Source organism: Enterobacter sp. BNK-14 (genome assembly GCF_047456095.1).
In the GTDB taxonomy this organism is placed as follows: Bacteria; Pseudomonadota; Gammaproteobacteria; order Enterobacterales; family Enterobacteriaceae; genus Enterobacter; species Enterobacter kobei.
In genome coordinates, this window is sequence record NZ_CP179897.1 from 946,544 (window position 1) to 966,315 (window position 19,772).

Annotated in this window: 18 protein-coding genes; 2 read left to right on the plus strand and 16 right to left on the minus strand. The window is 54.6% G+C overall.

Translation table 11 applies throughout. The features are described 5' to 3' along the window. Positions 1-50: 50 nt before the first annotated feature. From ACMGGM_RS04560 to ACMGGM_RS04580, 5 genes are read right to left on the minus strand one after another with little or no spacing between them, the layout of a single operon-like run. Positions 51-1,013 (minus strand): spore coat protein U domain-containing protein, encoded by a 963-nt coding sequence (locus ACMGGM_RS04560; RefSeq protein ID WP_014884345.1) that lies wholly within the window; start codon positions 1,011-1,013, stop codon positions 51-53. Next, positions 1,010-3,394, minus strand: coding sequence for a fimbria/pilus outer membrane usher protein (locus ACMGGM_RS04565; protein ID WP_414149122.1), 2,385 nt, complete (start codon positions 3,392-3,394; stop codon positions 1,010-1,012). Before ACMGGM_RS04565 ends, ACMGGM_RS04560 begins: the two co-directional genes overlap by 4 nt. Beyond that, positions 3,370-4,128 carry a molecular chaperone gene (locus tag ACMGGM_RS04570; protein WP_014884347.1) on the minus strand — a complete coding sequence of 253 codons (759 nt, stop codon included), beginning with the start codon at positions 4,126-4,128 and terminating at the stop codon, positions 3,370-3,372. Before ACMGGM_RS04570 ends, ACMGGM_RS04565 begins: the two co-directional genes overlap by 25 nt. A 16-nt stretch (positions 4,129-4,144) precedes the next feature. Next, positions 4,145-4,693, minus strand: a complete 549-nt coding sequence (locus tag ACMGGM_RS04575) for a spore coat U domain-containing protein (RefSeq protein WP_032636170.1) — start codon at positions 4,691-4,693, stop codon at positions 4,145-4,147. A gap of 12 nt (positions 4,694-4,705) precedes the next feature. Beyond that, the gene (locus ACMGGM_RS04580; RefSeq protein WP_014884349.1) at positions 4,706-5,278 is read right to left on the minus strand and encodes a spore coat U domain-containing protein; all 573 of its coding nucleotides are present in this window, start codon (positions 5,276-5,278) and stop codon (positions 4,706-4,708) included. A gap of 429 nt (positions 5,279-5,707) precedes the next feature. Here ACMGGM_RS04580 and ACMGGM_RS04585 point away from each other — a divergent pair, with 429 nt between their 5' ends. Next, positions 5,708-6,967, plus strand: coding sequence for a dicarboxylate/amino acid:cation symporter (locus ACMGGM_RS04585; protein ID WP_014884350.1), 1,260 nt, complete (start codon positions 5,708-5,710; stop codon positions 6,965-6,967). A 103-nt stretch (positions 6,968-7,070) separates the two neighbouring features. Here ACMGGM_RS04585 and cheW read toward each other — a convergent pair whose 3' ends face one another. From cheW to flhD, 6 genes are all read right to left on the minus strand, one after another. Further along, complete coding sequence (cheW, locus tag ACMGGM_RS04590) at positions 7,071-7,574, minus strand: chemotaxis protein CheW (protein WP_014884351.1); 504 nt, start codon at positions 7,572-7,574, stop codon at positions 7,071-7,073. Positions 7,575-7,593: 19 nt separating this feature from the next. Next, positions 7,594-9,636 carry a chemotaxis protein CheA gene (gene cheA, locus ACMGGM_RS04595; protein ID WP_058690997.1) on the minus strand — a complete coding sequence of 681 codons (2,043 nt, stop codon included), beginning with the start codon at positions 9,634-9,636 and terminating at the stop codon, positions 7,594-7,596. Positions 9,637-9,640: 4 nt separating this feature from the next. After that, positions 9,641-10,570 (minus strand): flagellar motor protein MotB, encoded by a 930-nt coding sequence (gene motB, locus ACMGGM_RS04600; protein ID WP_014884353.1) that lies wholly within the window; start codon positions 10,568-10,570, stop codon positions 9,641-9,643. Beyond that, positions 10,567-11,454 (minus strand): flagellar motor stator protein MotA, encoded by an 888-nt coding sequence (gene motA, locus ACMGGM_RS04605; protein ID WP_008500417.1) that lies wholly within the window; start codon positions 11,452-11,454, stop codon positions 10,567-10,569. The genes motB and motA overlap by 4 nt, the downstream gene beginning before the upstream one ends. Positions 11,455-11,577: 123 nt before the next feature. Beyond that, positions 11,578-12,156 carry a flagellar transcriptional regulator FlhC gene (flhC, locus tag ACMGGM_RS04610; protein ID WP_014884354.1) on the minus strand — a complete coding sequence of 193 codons (579 nt, stop codon included), beginning with the start codon at positions 12,154-12,156 and terminating at the stop codon, positions 11,578-11,580. Positions 12,157-12,158: 2 nt separating this feature from the next. Next, positions 12,159-12,509 (minus strand): flagellar transcriptional regulator FlhD, encoded by a 351-nt coding sequence (flhD, locus tag ACMGGM_RS04615; protein ID WP_013096050.1) that lies wholly within the window; start codon positions 12,507-12,509, stop codon positions 12,159-12,161. A 794-nt stretch (positions 12,510-13,303) separates the two neighbouring features. On the opposite strand from flhD, the gene uspC reads away from it, so the two are divergent. Continuing rightward, positions 13,304-13,732 carry a universal stress protein UspC gene (gene uspC / locus ACMGGM_RS04620; RefSeq protein ID WP_014884355.1) on the plus strand — a complete coding sequence of 143 codons (429 nt, stop codon included), beginning with the start codon at positions 13,304-13,306 and terminating at the stop codon, positions 13,730-13,732. Between the two features lie 16 nt (positions 13,733-13,748). Here the strand turns inward: uspC and otsA are convergent, their stop codons facing one another. From otsA to araF, 5 genes are all read right to left on the minus strand, one after another. Further along, positions 13,749-15,173 (minus strand): alpha,alpha-trehalose-phosphate synthase, encoded by a 1,425-nt coding sequence (gene otsA, locus ACMGGM_RS04625; RefSeq protein WP_014884356.1) that lies wholly within the window; start codon positions 15,171-15,173, stop codon positions 13,749-13,751. After that, positions 15,148-15,951, minus strand: a complete 804-nt coding sequence (otsB, locus tag ACMGGM_RS04630) for a trehalose-phosphatase (protein WP_023337445.1) — start codon at positions 15,949-15,951, stop codon at positions 15,148-15,150. Before otsB ends, otsA begins: the two co-directional genes overlap by 26 nt. Positions 15,952-16,127: 176 nt before the next feature. Further along, positions 16,128-17,108 carry an arabinose ABC transporter permease AraH gene (araH, locus tag ACMGGM_RS04635; RefSeq protein WP_014884358.1) on the minus strand — a complete coding sequence of 327 codons (981 nt, stop codon included), beginning with the start codon at positions 17,106-17,108 and terminating at the stop codon, positions 16,128-16,130. Positions 17,109-17,122: 14 nt separating this feature from the next. Continuing rightward, positions 17,123-18,637, minus strand: a complete 1,515-nt coding sequence (gene araG, locus ACMGGM_RS04640; protein ID WP_014884359.1) for an L-arabinose ABC transporter ATP-binding protein AraG — start codon at positions 18,635-18,637, stop codon at positions 17,123-17,125. 71 nt (positions 18,638-18,708) lie between these two features. Beyond that, complete coding sequence (araF, locus tag ACMGGM_RS04645) at positions 18,709-19,698, minus strand: arabinose ABC transporter substrate-binding protein AraF (RefSeq protein WP_008500409.1); 990 nt, start codon at positions 19,696-19,698, stop codon at positions 18,709-18,711. Positions 19,699-19,772 lie beyond the last annotated feature (74 nt).

Genomic DNA, 19,772 nt, shown 5'->3' on the forward strand with positions numbered 1-19,772 from the left:
ATCGGCACAGGCCACAGGAACTTTACATTTGCGAAAGGGAAAAGCGTGGACTAAAACGCGACGTCAACAATCAGCGTATCGGTGTAGGTGCCAGCGGGCGGCGTAGTCTGACTGGTCAGGACCTTCGCGGTGTAGTTGTAGGTGCGCAGTAAACCGTCGGTGCTGACCTGGGACGCGGTCGCGCTGGTCCAGCGTTCGGCACCGCTGCCGCCCCAGCGGTTGGTGGTGGCTTCTTTATAAATGTCATAACTGAGGAAGTTGCTGCCGCTCACCATACGCCGTACGTTGTTCAGGGCGTTGGCACCATTATTAATGCCAATGGTGTAGGTGCTGCCTTTAGTACAGGTCACGGCAATGGCCTGCGAGACGGTGGGGAAACTTTGCACCAGCGGCGCGCTGTTAAAGTTCACGTCCGGCGTGGTCATGGCGCTGCAGTCATTGGTGACGGTCATGTTCAGCAGAATACTGGTTGTTGCGGTTCCCGACTGGGGAGACGTACAAAGGCTTCCAAGACCGACGGCACAGACGTTGTAATTGATGCTGAAGGTCAACAGCACCTGGTAAGGCCCGGCCGTCACGTTTTGCCCGGCGACGGTGCGAAAATAGAGCGGTATGTTGTACCGCTTTGAGCCAAGCAACCCCAGCAGGGTGTTACCGCTCCAGGTATACGATTTACTTATCTGCACTTCGCTACTGCTCGCACAACCCGATAATCCACACAGCCGGGTGGGGATCACATCCGTAATACTCGTGTCGTCGGTGCGTTTCAGGTTGGCGCGGCTGTTGCCCGAAACCGACGCCGCGGTGTAATTCAACGTCACCGAATCGTTGGTCAGAACATTCAGTACCGCATCGCATGCCACCACCAGCGTACCGGTGGTCTCCACCTCCCCGGTGCCGCTAAGCGCAAACGACGTGACGCTACCAAACGAGGCATTGACCGTACTGATGGTACACGCCGCCCAGCCCCCGCAGGAGAACAGCAGCAGCATCAACAGCAGCCAGCGTTTCACGGGCCCTCCCGACACACCAGCGGACCGTAGGTTTGCAGCTTATGCTGCGGATTAGGCCCCACGTTCAGGGTCGCCGTGCAGCGCTTCCCGGCAGGCGTGATCACCTCAAGCGGATTGACGTCGCTGAGATTCTCCAGCCAGGCGATCCCGTCATAGCCCACCACCGCATTACTGCGCGAGGCTCGCCGCACCTGGCTTCCAACCGGAATCGCTTGCCCGCGCGCATCATGTAGAATGACGCTTGCCACTCTCTCCTGCTCCATCGGGAAATCCACCAGATAACCGCTGTGACGACGGATGGCAATCCGCCGCTCTGTCTCTTTCAGCCGGGTATCCGCAGGCAGATTCAGCGTATCAATCCGGTAGCTTGCCGGGTAATACGCCGACACCCCGCTGACCAGCAGGTAACCGTTGTTATTCGTTTTACCCACGGGCTGGTTCTCATAGCTGACGGGCACGTCCGGATGACCGTCGGTGCTGATCACCACAAACGCATCGTTGATTTTGTTCGCCGCAAACAGCTCTCCGTCCATCAGGACAATCGCGCCCATTGCCTCGCCCCACCAGGTCATGGTGTCTCTTTCGCCGTAGCCACCGCCCTGCAGTTCGATGTTGTTATTGCGCCAGCCCAGCGTACCCTGCTGATAATCACTGGATTTTGACTGATTTGCCCAGGCCATGTTCCAGCTAAAACCACCGTCAGAAGGCATGGAGTGGTTATAGTTAATCCGCTGCGTGCTGCCCGCATCCGGGGTGTTCTCAACGGTGACGGCAGCGCTGTCGCGTGCGCCCAGCGGCACCTGCAGCGAGAGCGCAACCGTCCAGTCCCCCCGCTGCTGGTCCCGGCTGCCGGCCAGGTAAATACTGCTTGCGCCCCACAGATTTCGGCTCCACGAGAGATTCAGCAGCTCCGTTTTTTGGCCGTCAAAGCTCTCTACGCCGATCCAGGCCGCGCCAATATTGCCGTACTGCCCCATATTAAACGTCAGGGAATACTGGTCCGTATTGCGGCTAAAGCTGGCGATGGGTTTGTCGTTTTCGTCATAGACCGTCGGCTGGTCATAAAGGGCAAGATTGCCAAAACCGCGATCGCGACGCGTGTGCTGGGTGGCCACGCTGAACTCGCTGGTATTGTACTGGTAACCCCAGTTGATTTGCCCGCCGTTGTCTCCGCGCATGCGGCTTTGTGAGTAAGAGGTGTTCACTACGCCAAACTGGCCGAGTTTGATCACCGTCCCTGCCCCGCCCAGCGCCAGCTCCTGCGCCCCTTCCGCATGGCCCTCCAGCGTCAGCCAGTCGGTCACCCCGTAGCGATACGAGCCGCTACCGGCAGCAGGACCGTAGTCAAAATTCCTGATGCCATAGTTACGGCGCAGGCTGCCGAGCGTCACGGCGCCGTCACTCAGCCCTTGTTTGAGCAAATCGCTGGTGACATAAAACGGTAGCGTGGTACTCACCTGACGGCCCAGCGCATCGGTGGTGACCAGCACCGCATCCCCGGCACCGTTGATATAGGGCAGATTGGTCAGGGTGAAGGGGCCAGGCTGAAGCTGGGTTGAGCCAGAGCGATAGCCGTTGATAAACAGATCCACCGAGGTAGGCACCGCGGCTTCACCCGAAAACTCCGGCAGCGGCCATGTCACCAGGTCCGGGCGCAGGGAGAAATCACGTCCGTAGCTAATACCGCCCATCCGCACGCTGGAGGTCCAGCTCAGGGCATTGCTGATCACGTCCCCCGCGCTCAAGGTGGTCGCGTCATCCTCACGGGTTATCAGCAGCGTCGTGTCATAGCGAACATACCCTTCCTGTTGACCGTCGTTTCCGGTGAAATTTTTCCGGGCGTAGCCGGTGGAGGAGAACGAGCCGTTCTCGTTGAAGTAGCGGAATTCATGCCAGAGCGACGCCTGACCGCCGATATGTTCCGTGTGGTTGGTATACAGATCGTAATTCAGCAGCGCCCCGCGCCCATAGTGCGGTTTGGTCTGCGCCGTTTGGGCACTGAAAGGCGTCACCCGGGCACTGATCCAGTCGCGGGGAACGGTCAGCAACAGGCGCTGTGCGGCACTGTCATACGCCACACGAACCTGACTCAGTGAGGCGAGATTCACCTCGCCGGCGGGCACATGCTCCGGGGGGAGCCCCGCGCGCAGCAAATCGGCGCTGGAGATAAAGAAAGCGCCGTTACGTTGCGTCACGGGTACCACCAGACCGGTGTCGTAGTGGTTGAGCACGAGGGCAAGCTGGAAAACCGCCTCATCATTTACCGCCTGCGCCTGAGGAGGCGGCGGTAAACTGTCGTCACCGGGATCGGCCCAGGTTGTGGTGCTGACGCAAAGCAGTAGCATCATTGCCGGCTTCAGTTGACGGGCGTCGACTGCCATTGTTCATCCCTGGCATTAATCTGCGCGCTCATCCGGTCCGGCTGACGAACGCCAGCGGGTATTGGCCAGCTGCGGGTGCTACCCGGGAGGACGTAACCCAGTAATCCCTCCGCTACGGTGCGTTTCTGTCCGCCCTGCTCCAGTGACACCTGGCTTAATCTGACGTGCACATCCCCCTGATTACGTACCTGTAATGCAGGCTGTCCTCCCTCGTGGGTCACGCGCCAGCTCAGGTTTCGGGTCTCGGCCAGGGCATGATGCGCCCCCTCTTTAAGGGTCGGGATACCCTGTCCGTAGACAAACAGCGGAATGGAATAGCGCATCTGTAATTTAAGGCCGATGGAGGGTTCGGCTTTCGCGTCGGGCTGGGGAATTTCATCAACAATAATGCGGTAGGCTTGTTCGACCCCGACAGGGACTGCGCTCTGTTTGATAAGGCGAATCAGCTGTTTATTGCCTTTCTGAATGGTGACAATGGGCGGGCTGGCGACCACGTCCTGCTGCGCGCTGTAGCGTTCGTATCCCCCTTCCTGCTTCCAGCGCACAATACGCACCTGCATCGTCGTTGCGCTGTTTCCCTGGTTCTGGATCCAAAGCTCCGTGGCGTTGGCATCTGCGGCAAGCCAGGGATCGATGGGCCAGAGCAGAATGGTGGCCGCCGCCTGCGCCTCGCCTGTGGCCGCGACGCCTGATAAAACACCCGCCAGACACAACTGCCGGAACAATGGCTTCATCGACTCTCTCCCTTTATTACCATGACAAGGTCACGGTGAGCTGATCGGTATAGGTTCCTGCCGGGCTAAAGCCGGTCAGTAGCGCCACGCCAAACAGCGGCAGCGCGATGTTATTACTGTTGGTATAGGTCACCGGTATTGCCTGGTTAACGCCAATTTCGCTGTTGGCGGCCAGCGAGCTGCTGCTGTAGAGCCGGTACGGCACCAGTTCTGTTCCTCCGGACCGCTTCATCCGACGGACGGATGAATAATTTTGACCGCCATTAATGCTCATGCTCAGCGCCACGCCAGGCGTACAGGCGATAGACAACGCCCCGTTTGGCACAAAGCTGGTACTGACTGGCGCGCTTTCCACCCCGTTATGGGTGCCAAAATCCAGCGTACCGAGAAGCCCCCCGCTACCGGTGGCCACCGCGCAACCCGGTACAATGGTCGCGCTGACCTTAAAGGACTGCGATGTCACCGCCCCCGCAGCAGGTATCAGCAACAGCCCGACGATCAGCGCGAAAAAAGGCTGCACGCTTCCCTCTGCGCGTTTGCGCAGACCTGTAAAAGGGGCCTTCATGGCAGGGCAGATCTAATAGGTCACGCTGACGTTAATCGTGTCGGTATAGGTGCCGGGTACCACCGTTACGCTGTTCCCGCCTCCGGTAATGCGGCCGTACAGGGTATAACTGTCGACCCCACCTGCCGTAGACGCGATCGGCAACGCGGTGTTATTGGCAATCACAGAGTTGAACCCGCTGTCGCTGTACAGGCTATACGCCACGCCCTGTGCCGCGTTGGCCGTATTGACCAGGTAGCGCTCAGGCGTCCCTGGCGACCCCACCACGGAGCCAGGGGCGGTGGAATGGGTATTGCCGGTTATCGCGACCGTATAGCTGGCGGTCGTACACTGGACGGTAAAGGTGTTTCCGCCGCTGGCGCCGCTCAACTGCGTCGTAAGGGTGGAAAACGTTGCGGGATGGGTACCAAAATCGAGCGTCCCGAAGTTAATACCACTTTGCGTGGGCGATCCGTTTATCAGGCAGCCGTTTGTCAGCGTCAGCGTCGCCCCGATGGTGCCGCTGCTGGTAACGGCCAGTGCCTGATGGACTACGGTCGTAGTCAGTAATGTGCCTGCACAGATCAAAAGGAGTTTTCTTTTCATTTACCACCCTCCAGAAGACGTCTCCGTTCCCTTGCAACATTTTATTTTTAACGTTCAAGATGTTAGCCCCGCTTAACGTTCCTCTGAGGGGGTTATTGAGAATTTAGTTTACGGATATCGCTTCGACCACCCGACGCAGGGTAGTCACAACCTATGTCTTATTGACAGCATTTATTTTTTAAAAACAGAAAGTTAAACCGAAATAAAAGAATATTCGGGCGCGAAGCCTGAGGATATATCCGCAAAAGTGTGATAAGCGTCACAATATATCGTCTGCACAGTAACAACAAAATTAATAAAACTTAAAAACTTGTTGTATCCCCCTACGCTTTGCGTCAATTTATGTGCCGAATAATTTCCCGCGCAGTAATAAAAAATCTATATGTATCGGCGCGGGCGACATCTAAAGCGCATAGAGGGTCTTTTTTCGTGGCAAGTGCAAACAAACTCACACTCTTCATCGTGATATTCATGCTGGCGGGTATTCTTTCAGGGGCAGCAATTCATGAATACGCATCTGCGGATGCCATTAAAGCCTGGTCGGATAATATTACCCTGCTGACCGACATCTTCCTTCGTCTGATCAAAATGGTTATTGCACCCTTGGTCTTCAGTACGCTGACCGTCGGCATTATGAAACTGGGCGAAACCTCCACCATTGGCCGCGTTGGCGGTAAAGCGATGGTGTGGTTTATCAGCTCATCGGTGCTCTCCATTCTGGTCGGACTGTTTATCGTCACGCTGGAGCATCCGGGAAGTGGTCTGAACCTGACGATCCCAACCGAGGCGGTAGATACCGGTCTGGCCGTTGGAGGCATGACGCTGAAAGCGTTTCTGTCTCACACTATTCCAACCAGTATCGCAGGCGCGATGTCGAACAATGAGATCCTGCAGATTGTAGTGTTCTCAATGTTCTTCGGTATCGGCGGTGCGTCGCTGGGGCAGAAATTCAACGCGCCGCTGGTTGCCGCGCTGGATGTGGTTTCCCATATCATGCTGAAGGTAACCGGTTACGTGATGTACGTTGCGCCGCTGGCCATCTTTGCGGCGATCTCCTCCGTCATTGCCACTCAGGGCTTAGGCATTCTGTTGAACTATGCCTCCTTTATTGGCGGTTACTATGTTGCCATCCTTCTCACCTGCCTGGTATTGCTCGCCGTGGGCTATATGGTTTTGAAAAAAGAGGTGTTTCGCCTGGTCAGCATGTTGAAAGACCCGGTACTGGTGGCGTTCACCACCAGCAGTTCTGAAGCCGCCTACCCTAAAACGCTGGAGCAACTGGAGCGTTTTGGCTGCTCACGCAATATCGCCTCTTTTGTTCTGCCAATTGGCTACTCCTTCAACCTGGTGGGGTCGATGGTGTACTGCTCGTTCGCGTCGATGTTTATCGCCCAGGCGTATAACATTCACCTGAGTTTCTCAGAGGTAACGGTACTGATGTTAACCCTGATGCTGGCGTCAAAGGGGATTGCGGGCGTACCGCGTTCGTCCCTGGTGGTGCTGGCTGCGACCATTCCAAGTTTTAATATCCCGGTAGCGGGCATTCTGCTGCTGATGGGGATTGACCACTTCCTGGATATGGGGCGTTCAGCCATTAACGTGCTGGGGAACGGGATTGCGACCGCGATGCTGTCGCAGAATGAAGGGGCGCGGGAAGCGGAAGCTGAGCTGGTAAAGCAGGAAGCGTAAGGATATGAAAGGGGTGAGGCCTGATGCCCTCACCCCGACCCTCTCCCACAGGGAGAGGGAGCAAACATAAAAAACGGCAACCGGGTTGCCGTTTTGCTTTTACCTACGCTACGTGATTCGCCGCGATATCCAGCAGCGCCATCTCTTCGCTGTTCAGCAGCTTCTCAATGTTCACCAGAATCAGCATACGCTCGCCGAGCGCACCCAGACCGGTCAGGTATTCGGTCGACAGGGTGACCGCAAACTCCGGCGCAGGGCGAATCTGGTCAGAGGTCAGAGAGAGCACGTCAGATACGCCATCCACCACGATACCCACCACGCGCTGCCCCAGGTTCAGGACGATCACCACGGTGTTGTCATTGTAGTCAACGTCGCCCTGGCTGAACTTCACGCGCAGATCGACGATGGGCACAATGACGCCGCGCAGGTTGGTGACACCTTTAATAAAAGCGGGCGTGTTAGCGATGCGGGTAACCTGATCGTAACCACGAATTTCCTGCACTTTAAGGATATCGATGCCGTACTCCTCATCGCCTAAAGTGAATACCAGGAATTCCTGTCCTGATGGCTCGCCCGCCAGTTTCGTTACATTACTCATACCGGTCATGTTTTTACCTTCTACTTAATCAGGCGGCTGTGTACGCCACACGTTGTTCACGATTTAATCCCTGAAGCGCCGACACATCGACGATCAGCGCCACGCTACCATCACCCAGAATGGTCGCAGCAGAAATACCAGGCACTTTGCGGTAGTTGCTTTCGAGGTTCTTCACCACCACCTGATGCTGACCAATCAGCTGATCAACCAGCAGCGCATAGCGACGGCCCGCACTTTGCAGGATCACAACGATGCCCTGCGTGGCCTCGGTCTTCGCGCCGTCCACTTCGAACACTTTCCACAGTTCCACCAGCGGCAGATATTCCCCGCGCACTTCGAGCACGCGCTCACCGCCCGCCAGCGGATGCAGATCTTCTTCACGTGGCTGCAGGGATTCCATCACCGCGTTCAGCGGAAGAATGAACACTTCGTCTGCCACTTTCACGGACATCCCGTCGAGGATCGCCAGCGTCAGCGGAAGCAGGATGCGAATGGTGGTGCCGGAACCCTGCTTAGACTGGATCTCAACGTGGCCGCCCATCTCCTGGATGTTACGTTTCACCACGTCCATGCCGACGCCGCGCCCGGAAACGTCAGTCACCTGCTCTGCGGTAGAGAAGCCGGGCGCGAAGATCAGCATCCCCACTTCTTCATCGGTCATGTTTTCGTTGACCGCCATGCCCTGCGAAATCGCCTTCGCCAGAATACGCTCGCGGTTAAGACCCGCGCCGTCATCGGTCACTTCGATGCAAATATTCCCGCCCTGATGTTCCGCAGAGAGAATCAAATTGCCCACCGGCGATTTTCCGGCAGCAATGCGGTTTTCCGGCAGTTCAATACCGTGGTCGAGGCTGTTACGCACGAGGTGCGTTAACGGGTCGATAATGCGCTCGATCAGGCTCTTATCCAGCTCGGTGGAGCTACCCATCAGCGTCAGTTCAATCTGTTTATTCAGTTTGCTCGCGAGATCGCGTACCAGGCGCGGGAAGCGGCTGAAGACATATTCCATCGGCATCATACGGATGGACATGACCGATTCCTGCAGATCGCGGGCGTTACGTTGTAACTGACCCATGCTGGTGATCAGATCGCCATGGGTAACCGGGTCCAGTTCATTAGAACGTTGTGCCAGCATCGACTGGGTGATCACCAGTTCGCCCACCAGGTTGATCAGCTGGTCAACCTTCTCAACGGCAACGCGAATACTGGTGGATTCGCTGGAGCGCGCGGCCGGTTTTTCACCACGTGCAGGTGCAGCAGCGTCTTTTGGCACCGCTTTCAGCGCCGGGGCCGCAGGCGCGACAGCCGGGGTCGGAGCCTGAGCGATGACGGCCACCTCTTCCTGCGCTACTGGAGCTTCCGCTTCGGCGGTTTCGGTTTCGGTTTCGAAGGCAATCTGGTCGGCTTCAATCACAAAGCACAGCACCGCCACGATATCGTCCTGACCAATCCCGTCATCAAGCGTAGCGGCGAGGCTGTCTTTGCCTTTCACGACATTGCTTAACGTCGCCAGGTTACCCAGCTCTTCTTCCAGCAGGTTAACCTCATTCTCTTTCAGGCGTGAAAGCACAACACGCAATTTGCCCGCTTGCGCAGCGGCTGGCGCGGTTTCACCGGCACCAACCGCATCGACAACGCTCAGTTTTGCAGCAGGGACAACGGCTGCTGCGACCTCACCTTTTGCTTCCAGAGCGAGCTGGCGAAGCGCATTGCAGATATATTCAAAGCTGGCGGCATCAGGCTCTGCCGAACTTTTATAGGCGTCGAGCTGTTCCTGCATAATATCTTTGGTTTCCAAAAACAGGTTGATAATGTCGGTATTGAGCTGCATCTCACCGCGTCGTGCTTCATCCAGCAGGTTTTCCATTAAATGGGTTGTTTCCTGCAGGATGGTAAATCCAAACGTTCCGGCTCCGCCCTTAATGGAATGCGCCGCACGGAAGATGGCATTGAGCTGCTCGGAGTCCGGTGCTTCGGGCACCAGGTCGAGCAAATGTTGCTCCATATCGGCCAACAATTCGTCGGCTTCATCAAAGAATGTCTGGTAAAAATCGCTAATATCCATGCTCACGCTATCACCTCGGATTGGCTGGTGGCGATGTTGGAACGGCAGCCGAAGGAACGGCCCCAGGCTGTTTTAAATCGTCCAGTGACTCATTCTGACTTTCGGCGTTTTCATGCAGGATGGCCTGCTCCGCCTGCTGGTTCAGCACTAAAAGACTGATACGACGGTTGATGGCGTCATCCGGCCCGCGGTCGGAGACGCGCATGGTTGCTGCCATGCCGACCACGCGCAGTACCTTGCCATCATCAAGCCCACCGGCCACCAGCTCGCGACGCGAGGCGTTGGCACGATCGGCAGAAAGCTCCCAGTTGCTGTATCCCTTCTCCCCACTGGCGTACGGGAAATCATCCGTGTGGCCTGACAGGCTGATTCGGTTAGGAATGCCGTTCAGCACCGGTGCAATAGCGCGCAGAATATCGCGCATGTACGGCTCAACCTCAGCGCTGCCGGTTTTAAACATCGGACGGTTCTGGCTATCAATGATCTGAATACGCAACCCTTCCTGCACCAGATCGATTTTCAGGTGCGGTCGCAACGCACGCAGTTTGGGGTCAGCCTCAATCAGCTGATCGAGATCGCCACGCAGTTTTTTCAGACGCGCCTGTTCCATCTTCCTCTTCAGCTCGTCGATGTTCGGCTCTTTTTTCACCTCACCCTTCTGCTGGGTGTAATCATCACCGCCGCCAGGAATGGGGCTGTCGCTGTTAGAGATACGCGGCCCACCGGTCACTGCCGTCGCCAGCGGCGTACGGAAATATTCGGCAATCTGGATCAGTTCTTTCGGGCTGGAGATGGAGATCAGCCACATCACCAGAAAGAACGCCATCATTGCAGTCATAAAGTCGGCGTACGCGATTTTCCACGAGCCGTGCGCGCCATGCCCACCGCCCTTGTGCTTGCGTTTTTTTACGATGACGATCGGATGGGACTGATTTTTCATGCGTCCTCAGTTGTCGTCTGTTGGTTTGGGTTTTTCACCGCGCGCACGTGTTCTTCAAGTTCGATAAACGACGGACGCTCGCTGGAGTAAAGCGTTTTACGGCCAAATTCAACCGCGATCGGCGGCGCATAACCGTTGAGGTTTGAGAGCAGCGTGATCTTCACGCACTGCATCATTTTTGTGGTTTCCGCGCTCTTCTGGCGCAGGACGCTGGCCAGCGGAGAGATAAAACCATAAGCCAGCAAAATACCGAGGAAGGTCCCTACCATCGCATGGGCAATCAGCGCGCCCAGTTCGGCCGCCGGACGATCCGCCGAGGCCAGGGCATGTACCACCCCCATCACCGCCGCAACGATACCGAAAGCCGGAAGCGAGTCACCCACCAGCGCCAGGCTGTTGGCAGGCACTTCAGATTCGCTTTCGTGGGTTTCGATCTCTTCATCCATCAGCGCTTCGATTTCGAAGGTATTCATATTGCCGCTGATGATGAGTCGCAGATAATCGACGATGAAATCCAGCATCATGGCATCAGCCAGAATGCGCGGATAGCTGGCAAAAATTTCGCTCTCTTTCGGGTTTTCAATATCCCGCTCAAGAGAGAACATCCCCTGCTGACGTGACTTCGCCATCAGGCGATAGAGCAGCGCCAGCAGATCCATATACATGCTTTTGGTATATTTCGAGCGACGGAACAGCAATGGAATGGCTTTCAACGTGCCCTTGATGGATTTGCCGTTGTTACCAACGATAAAAGCCCCTACCCCTGCGCCGCCGATGATAATAAGTTCAGCCGGTTGATAGAGTGCTCCAAGGTGCCCGCCGGTCATCATGTAACCGCCGAAAACTGTACCGAGAACTACCAGGTAACCTAATAAGATAAGCACGACATCATCCTTCCGCTAGTGACTATGGCAAGGACGTTCAGTTCGTAGCGTTTACCGTTTGAGGGGTAAAAAAAAGCAGCGGTAATGACTTACCGCTGCTGGAATCTTGCCCACACGTTCGGGTTAAACAGCTTGTTCGATCTGTTCATCCAGCAGTTGTGGAATAATATCGGCAGCATCCCGGGAAAGTTTACGTCTTTTTACTGCGCGGGATGGAGGCTGGCATAAACTACAGGCGAAGCTGCCAACAGGCTGATGAGCATGGGTAATAAAATTGCCATCGCAGCAATTGCAGCGCGACAATTCAAGCATTCCGCTCTCAACAAAACGTACCAGCGTCCATGCTCGGGTCAGTGCCAGCAGGGGGCCTTCGTCCTGCTGCGGGCATTGTTCAAGGTAAAGTTTATACGCTTTGATCACGGCGTCGACGCCGCTACACAAACCGGTTTTCAGAAGGTATTGCCAGGCGTTACAGAACATCGATGCGTGGATATTTTGCTCCCACGTCATAAACCAGTCTGTCGAAAACGGCAACATGCCTTTCGGCGGGGGACTACCACGTAACTCTTTATACAGTTTAATGAGGCGACCACGGCTCAGCTGAGTCTCGCTTTCCAGCATTTGTAAACGAGCACCCAGCGTAATCAGCTCCATGGCAAGCTGTATGTCACGCGCTTCCTGAACAATGCTTTTCTCGCTCATTGCTAGGCCCTTTTCTTACGGGCTGCGTCATCAGGCTGGCTGATTTCGTTAAGCAAGCGAGTGGAGAGAAGAATACCGGTATGGATCTGTTGCAGATCGTCAACACGGGATTCCTGCGTCAGACGCGTGATCGTCTGCGGATTGTCAAAACGGAACTGGCAAACCAGTTGATTCGTTTCGGCCAGTTTTACCATCTGCGGGAGGGTTAAACCACCCAGCATGGTTGCCATTTCTTCGTTAATACCCAGACGAAACATCGCGGACGCTTTGTCCTGACTAATTAAACGCTGCGCGAGCAGTAAATATGACAAATTGATGTCATAGATATGTTTTAGCAACTCGGATGTATGCATTGTTCCCATCCCGAATAACCAACTATTATTTTTATGCGGAAAGACCGCACCCCGTGATGTCGCCGGGAAATCACCCGGTATAAAAAGAAAAGGCTAAATGCATAGTTGAATCTAGGTTTGTATTCATCGAAACGCGCAAGAGTCGAAACGCAGTAACGTCTCTTACGTGGTTTATCATTTCTTACAAATAACTAAGATTTTTCCTAATTCGACGCAAACTCTACTCGTCAGATTTGCCACATACAATGCAGCCACCCTCAAATTTAAAAAAAATGTGATCCACGTCACACAATTTAAGTGAATATCCTCCATAAATCCATCAGTATGACTTGTAGTTTGTTCATTTTTTGCCCATTTGGCACAGTTTTGTATTCTTAATCGACGAATAGTCATGCAGAAGGGTGAAGCGAACTGGCATGTATCGTGCTTTTCCTGCCGTGAGCGCGCCCCGGAATCCTTCACAAGATGCTCATCTTAAGGAAACATTTTTCTTACCGTGAAAAAACATAGAGTTATGCAAGCCGCCCATAAAAATTGTTTCAGAGCGTGATCATTCGAAATATGTTTATAACGGGTTAAAACGATTTAACGGCAAAAGAGGGAAATTGTGTGATTTACGTTAAGTTGTTAATTTTTTTCATTTAGACGCGTTTTTCAGTTATTCTTCTTATAAGAATAATTAATGAATAATTATGATAAGCTTCACACTAATGTCGTAATCCCCTCTTGCAGATCCTGGTCATTCGCGGTAATGGTGATCACACGCTGTCTTTCAGACATCTAAGGAGTGCGACATGAGTTACTCCCATCTGCTTGTATCTGTTGCTGTTTCTCCCGAAAGCCATCTGCTTGTTTCCCGGGCCGTGTCCATCGCCAGGCCCAGCAATGCGCGCATTAGCCTCATCACGCTTGCAGCCGAACCCGAGATGTATAATCAGCTGGCAGCCCCCATGCTGGAAGATATTCGTGAGGTATTGCAGGAAGAAACACAGCAATTTCTGCGAGAGTTGGTAGAAAAGGCACAATATCCTGTTTACGAGACCGTAATTGCGACCGGTGAACTTAATGCTCATATTCTCGACATGTGTCGCAAACAGAATATTGATTTAGTAATTTGCGGGAACCATAACCACAGCTTTTTATCTCGCGCAGCTTGCGCGGCAAAATCGATTGTCGCGTCAAGCCAGGTTGATGTGCTGTTAGTGCCGCTTGGGGGGTCGTAAACCCCCCGGAGGAATATCAGGCGAGTTTAGGGAATGTTGCGATCTTTTTTTGCAGATCGCCTTCATGGCTTTGCGGCGTTATTTCGCGGAGATCCTGAATAAAACGCGCCTGCCAGTGATTAATATCGTTCTTACGGATCGTTTCCATCATCTCAGCATGGCGTGAAATGCGCTCCGTCAGCGGCATGGTCAACGCGCGGTTGAGGGCATTAGCCACGTCATCCCTATCGTAAGGGTTCACGATAAGCGCTGACGTGAGCTCATTCGCCGCCCCGGCAAACTGGGAAAGCACCAGTACCCCCGGGTCCGCCGGGTCCTGAGCCGCCACATACTCTTTTGCCACCAGGTTCATCCCGTCACGTAACGGGGTGACCAGCCCCACGTCTGCATAGCGGAAGACTTTCATCAGGATTTTGCGGTCAAAATGCTGATTCAGGTAAAAGAGCGGCGTCCAGCCAAGCTGACCATAGCGACCATTGATGCGCCCCGCTTCCGTTTCCAGCTGGTGACGAATATCCTGGTAGGCCTGAACTTCACCGCGCGACGTTGGCGCTATCTGGGTATAACGAATTTTACCGTGGTGCTGAGGGTATTTATCCAGCAGCGTTTCATAGGCCAGGAAGCGTTCCGGTAGCCCTTTGGAATAATCCAGACGCTCTACCGAGAAGATATTCTTCACATGCTTGAGTTCATTCTTCAGCTGCGCCAGCTTCGGCGGCAGCGGGCCGGAAGCCTGATCCGCAATCTCGTCGGGTTCAATCCCAATCGGATACACTTCGGTGTGGAAGGTTTTCCCCCACGCCGTATGGGTCTTGCCGCCTTTTGTCATCAGTCGCGTTTTACCTGACACCGAATCCAGGAACGCGAGGCGGTCATTTTCGGTCTGGAAGCCCAATAAATCGTAATCACACAGCCCCTCCAGCAGCGCTTCATGCGGCGGCAGTGCGGTAAAGATCTCCGGCGTCGGGAACGGTATGTGCAGGAAGAAGCCAATCCGGTTGTTTACTCCCCTTTTACGCAGCTCTCGGGCGAAGGGCAGCAGGTGGTAATCGTGGATCCATAAAATATCGTCTTCCTCTATAAGAGGCAGCAGTTTATCCGCCAGCAGCGCGTTGACGCGCGAGTAGCCTTCGAAGGATTCACGCTGGAATTTGACCAGGTCAAGACGATAATGAAACGCAGGCCACAGCACGGCGTTGGAGAATTGCGAGTAATACTCGTCATAGTCTTTCTCTTTCAGCGCAAAGGATGCCCACGTGATATTCCCACGCGTCACTTTGTTAAGCGGTTTCTCTTCTTCACTGATTTCACCACTCCAGCCAAACCACAGCCCACCAGCAGCTTTCAAGGCACCTAACACCCCTACCGCCAGGCCACCTGCACTGGATTTTTTATCATCAGGCGGTGCAATTCGGTTAGAGACGACGACTAAGCGACCCATAATGGTTTCCCCCTTTGTTTTGCGCTATTTGTTGTTGTTGCTGGTTAGCGATATCAGATATCCACTGCCAGACGGCGTCGACATTTGCCAGACGCCATTCTGCGACAGTGTTACCAGGCCCCACCTTAACGGCGATCCCTCCGGCCTGATTCACCACGCGAAATCCGGCCTCGTCGGTCAGATCATCGCCTAAAAATACCGGTATACGTCCCTTAAATGGCGGTTCCGCCATAAACGCCGCAATAGCAGCACCTTTATTAATGCCCTCAGGTTTTATCTCAACGACACACTTCCCCGGCTGCAGCGCGAGCTGCGGGTGTGCATCGGCCACGCTACGGGCAATCGCAAATATCGCTGCTTCGTGATGCGGTGCCTGCCGATAGTGCAAGGCGAATGCCATGCCTTTCGCTTCCAGTTCCGTACCCGGGAGTGACGCCAGCGCCGAGGAGAGTTCAGTGTGTAACGCCTGAATTAAGGTATCGGGGAGTGATACAACATGCAGTTGATCATGGATATCGCGGCGCTCCGCTCCGTGTACACCGGCTAGCGGAAAGTGGTAAGGACTGGCGAGCACATCCAGCTCGGCCATTGAGCGCCCTGAAATCAATGCCAATGCGCCCTCGTTCAGTCGAGAGAGCTGCTGCAAATTCTCTAACACCGTATCCGGTACGACCACGTCGTCAGGATGCGGCTGGATCCCGGCGAGCGTCCCGTCGAGGTCAAAAAAGAAAGCATATTTTCCGGGCAGTACAGGCGGTGCGGTTAACGAGTCAGCCACCCTTTTCCTCCTTACAGTTGATGAGAGGTAAACGCCTTTACCTCTTTCATAGCCATGTAAGTATAGACAGTGTGATGGGGCTCGCCATTTGACAACCGCCCCGCCAGCAAAACTGGCGAGGCGGTTCAGGGGTCAACTATGGTTATAAGTTGAGCAATAAAAAGTCAGCGTCGGGGTTACACGGTACGCTTTGCTTTTTGCTTGTAACGGTCGAATATCACCGCCGCCAGCAGGATCAGACCACGCACCACGTACTGAGAGAACGGCGAAATATTCAGCAGGTTCATGGCGTTCTCTACCGTCCCTAAAATCAGGATACCAGCCACCACATATGAGATTTTTCCGATGCCGCCCTTGAGGGAAACACCCCCTAAAACGCAGGCAGAAATGACGATCAGCTCATAACCAATCGAGGTCATTGGCTGGCCGCTGGTCATACGCGAGGCCAGAATAATCCCGGCGGCGGCAGAAACCAGTCCCGAGAGGACAAAGATAATAATCTTGGTGCGCACCACCGGCACACCGGCCAGACGTGCGGCTTCTTCATTGCCCCCGATCGCCAGAGTATTGCGGCCAAACGTGGTCCGGTTGAGCAGGAAGCCGAACAGGATCAGGCAGGCCACGGTGAGCCAGATTGGCGCAGGCAGGCCCAGCCAGTTAGCGTAACCCAGCGTAAAGAAGCGCTCGTCTTCAATCCCGACCGCTTTACCGTCGGAGATGATATAGGCCAGACCTCGCACAATTTGCATCGTCGCAAGCGTGGTTATCAGGGCGTTAATCTTCAGACGAGCAATGACAAAACCGTTCACCAGGCCGCTAAGCACGCCGAGTAACAGACCCGCCAGCACGCCAATCCACAGGCTTTCTGTCATGTTGATCACCACGGCGGTGGTCACGCCCGCACAGGCGATAACAGAGGCCACCGACAGGTCGAAATCACCGGAGGCCAGACAGAACAGCATACCGCAGGCCACCATGCCGGACATGGAAATGGCCAGGCCCAATCCTTTCATATTAATGAAAGTGGCAAAGTTAGGGACGAAGATCGCACAGGCGACGAAAAGTGCGGCAAAGACCACCAGCATGCCGTACTGATCCCAGATACGACCAAAACTAAAAGCCGACTTCGGCGCTCCGGATGTAGTAACAGAGGACATCATTAACTCCTTACTCAGGCGACTGCCTGGCTGACTTTAGGCATGGCGAGGTTCAACGCCTGTTGTTCATTCGCCTGTTCATGAAGTAATTCACCGGCGATTTCGCCTTCACGCATCACCACAATGCGGTCGGCAACGCCAAGCACCTCCGGCAGATCGCTGGAGGCGAAAAGTACCGCCACGCCGCGTTTTGCCAGTTCATAGATCACGTTATAAATCTCGTGTTTTGCGCCCACATCGATACCGCGCGTCGGCTCATCCAGCAAAATGACCTTCATGTCTTCCGACAACCAGCGGCCTAAAATGGCCTTCTGCTGGTTCCCCCCTGACAAATTCATAATCAGCTGTTCCGGGCCGGGTGTTTTAATATTCAGCGAGCGAATATGGTGGTCGGCATTGCTCGACTCCCAGCTGTCGTTTATCAGGCAACCCGCGCGAATAAACTTACGGCGGGCGGAAATATTGATGTTGTCACGCACCGAATGCACCGGAATGATCCCTTCCGCTTTGCGGTCTTCCGGACAGAGCATCATTCCTGCCCTGATTGCGTGGGCGGGTTTCTGGATATCAACCTGCTCACCGTCGATGGAGACCCGCCCTGCGGAAATGCGGGTACCCCCGAACAAGCCTTTCATTAATTCGCTGCGCCCAGCCCCTACCAGGCCAAACAGCCCGACGATCTCGCCGCTGCGGACGGATAATGAAACCGGTGTTCTCACGCCTGGCGCTTTCACGTTTTCCAGCCGCAGGCGTTCAGGGCCATACTCGCGCGGCTTCCAGTGATAGATATCGCCCAGATCGCGCCCGACCATCGCCTGAACAAGCTGGTCATGGTTAACCTGCTGCATATCGCTAAAGGTGCGCACATAGCGCCCATCTTTAAAAACGGTAATGGCATCGCTCAGGGCAAATATCTCTTCCATGCGGTGCGAGACATACAAAATGGTGCGTCCTTCCTGTCGCAACTCGCGGATCACGCGGAACAGGTTTTCGATTTCACGCTTGGAGAGCGAGCTGGTGGGTTCATCGAAAGCAATAATTTTGGCGTTGCGCGCCAGCGCCTTGGCAATTTCAACCATCTGCCACTGGCCGATGGAGAGATATTTCAGCGGCGTCTGGGGATCGACATCCAGACCAAGATGTTTAAGCTGCAGCCCCGCTTCATAATTAAGTAGCGAACGGTTCACCACGCCGCCTTTGTGCGGAAGCTGGCCTAAATAGATATTTTCCGCCACGGTCATCTCGGGAATAAGGTGCAATTCCTGATAGATAATGGCCACCCCGGCATTAAGCGCCGCCGTGGTATCGGCAAAGGCCATCTCTTCGCCGCGAATAGCCAGCGTGCCGGTTGTTGGCGCGTAGTTGCCGCTGAGGATTTTTAACAGCGTGGATTTCCCCGCTCCGTTTTCCCCCATCAGGGCGTGAACCTGTCCGGCATAGCAGTCAAAGCTGATATCGGTCAGCGCATTAACACCGGGGAACGTTTTCCCGATGCCGCGAAAAGAGAGATAGGGATGAGACTGTTGCATAACGACTCCGTGATTCCTGTAGTCTGTACGTCTGGCCCCTTACGGCGAGTAAGGGGCACAATCACAGCGTATTACTTACCGCCCAGTCCTTTTTTCGCCAGTTCCTCTTTGAAGTTGTCGCGGGTGATCAGCACCACGTCGGTCACTTCGGTAAATTTCGGCGGTTCAGCGCCTTTGGTTACCCAGTTGTAGAGCATTTCGCTGGATTTGTAGCCGTGGACATCCGGGCTTGGCAGCAGAGAACCGTAGAAGCCGGTGGCCTGCGCTTTGGAAAGCTCACTGACGGCGTCAACGCCGTTGATGCCAATTCCGATCACATCGGGCGCTTTAAAGCCCTGGCCTTCTGTCGCACGGACCCCACCCAGCACGGTGTTATCGTTCATACCGACCACCAGCCAGTGCTTCACTTCCGGGTGCTGAACCAGCATGGAGTTCGCGGCGTCAAATGCCCCTGGGATATCGTTGGATTTGGTCGGGACTTTATAGATCTGTTTCTCCGGGAAACCGGCCGCTTTCAGCGCGTCCATTGAGCCCGTCGTGCGACGACGTGCTGTGTCCAGCTCATCAGCGGTAATGGCCATGACGGCGGTCTCTTTCACATCCCAGCCGCGTTTCTGCATTTCTTTATAGAGTTCCTGACCCTGACGTTCGCCGATTTTGGTCGCCGCCATCATGACCAGCGGCACGCTGTCCATCGGTTTGCCTTTGGCATTCACGAACTGATCGTCAACGGCAATGACTTTCATGTCGTAACCGCGGGCTTTCGCCGCAATGGCGGACCCCAGTTTCGGATCCGGTGTACAGATAACAAAACCTTTTGCACCGCTGGCCGCCAGGCTGTCGATGGCGTTCAGCGTTTTCTCACCGTCGGGCACGGCGATTTTAATCACTTCAAAACCTAAATCTTTCCCGGCTTTATCTGCGAATTTCCACTCGGTCTGGAACCAGGGTTCTTCGGGCTGTTTTACCAGAAAACCGAGTTTTAAATTCTCAGCGATAGCGGATTGTGACATAACGGCAGCCAGACCGATGGCCGCCAGCGCTTTAGTAAATTTGTGCATGGTTAACTCCAGCTTTAGCATTCTTTTCTGTAGGGAATATTTGCGTGCTTCTTATTTAATCGGACTTAAAACAA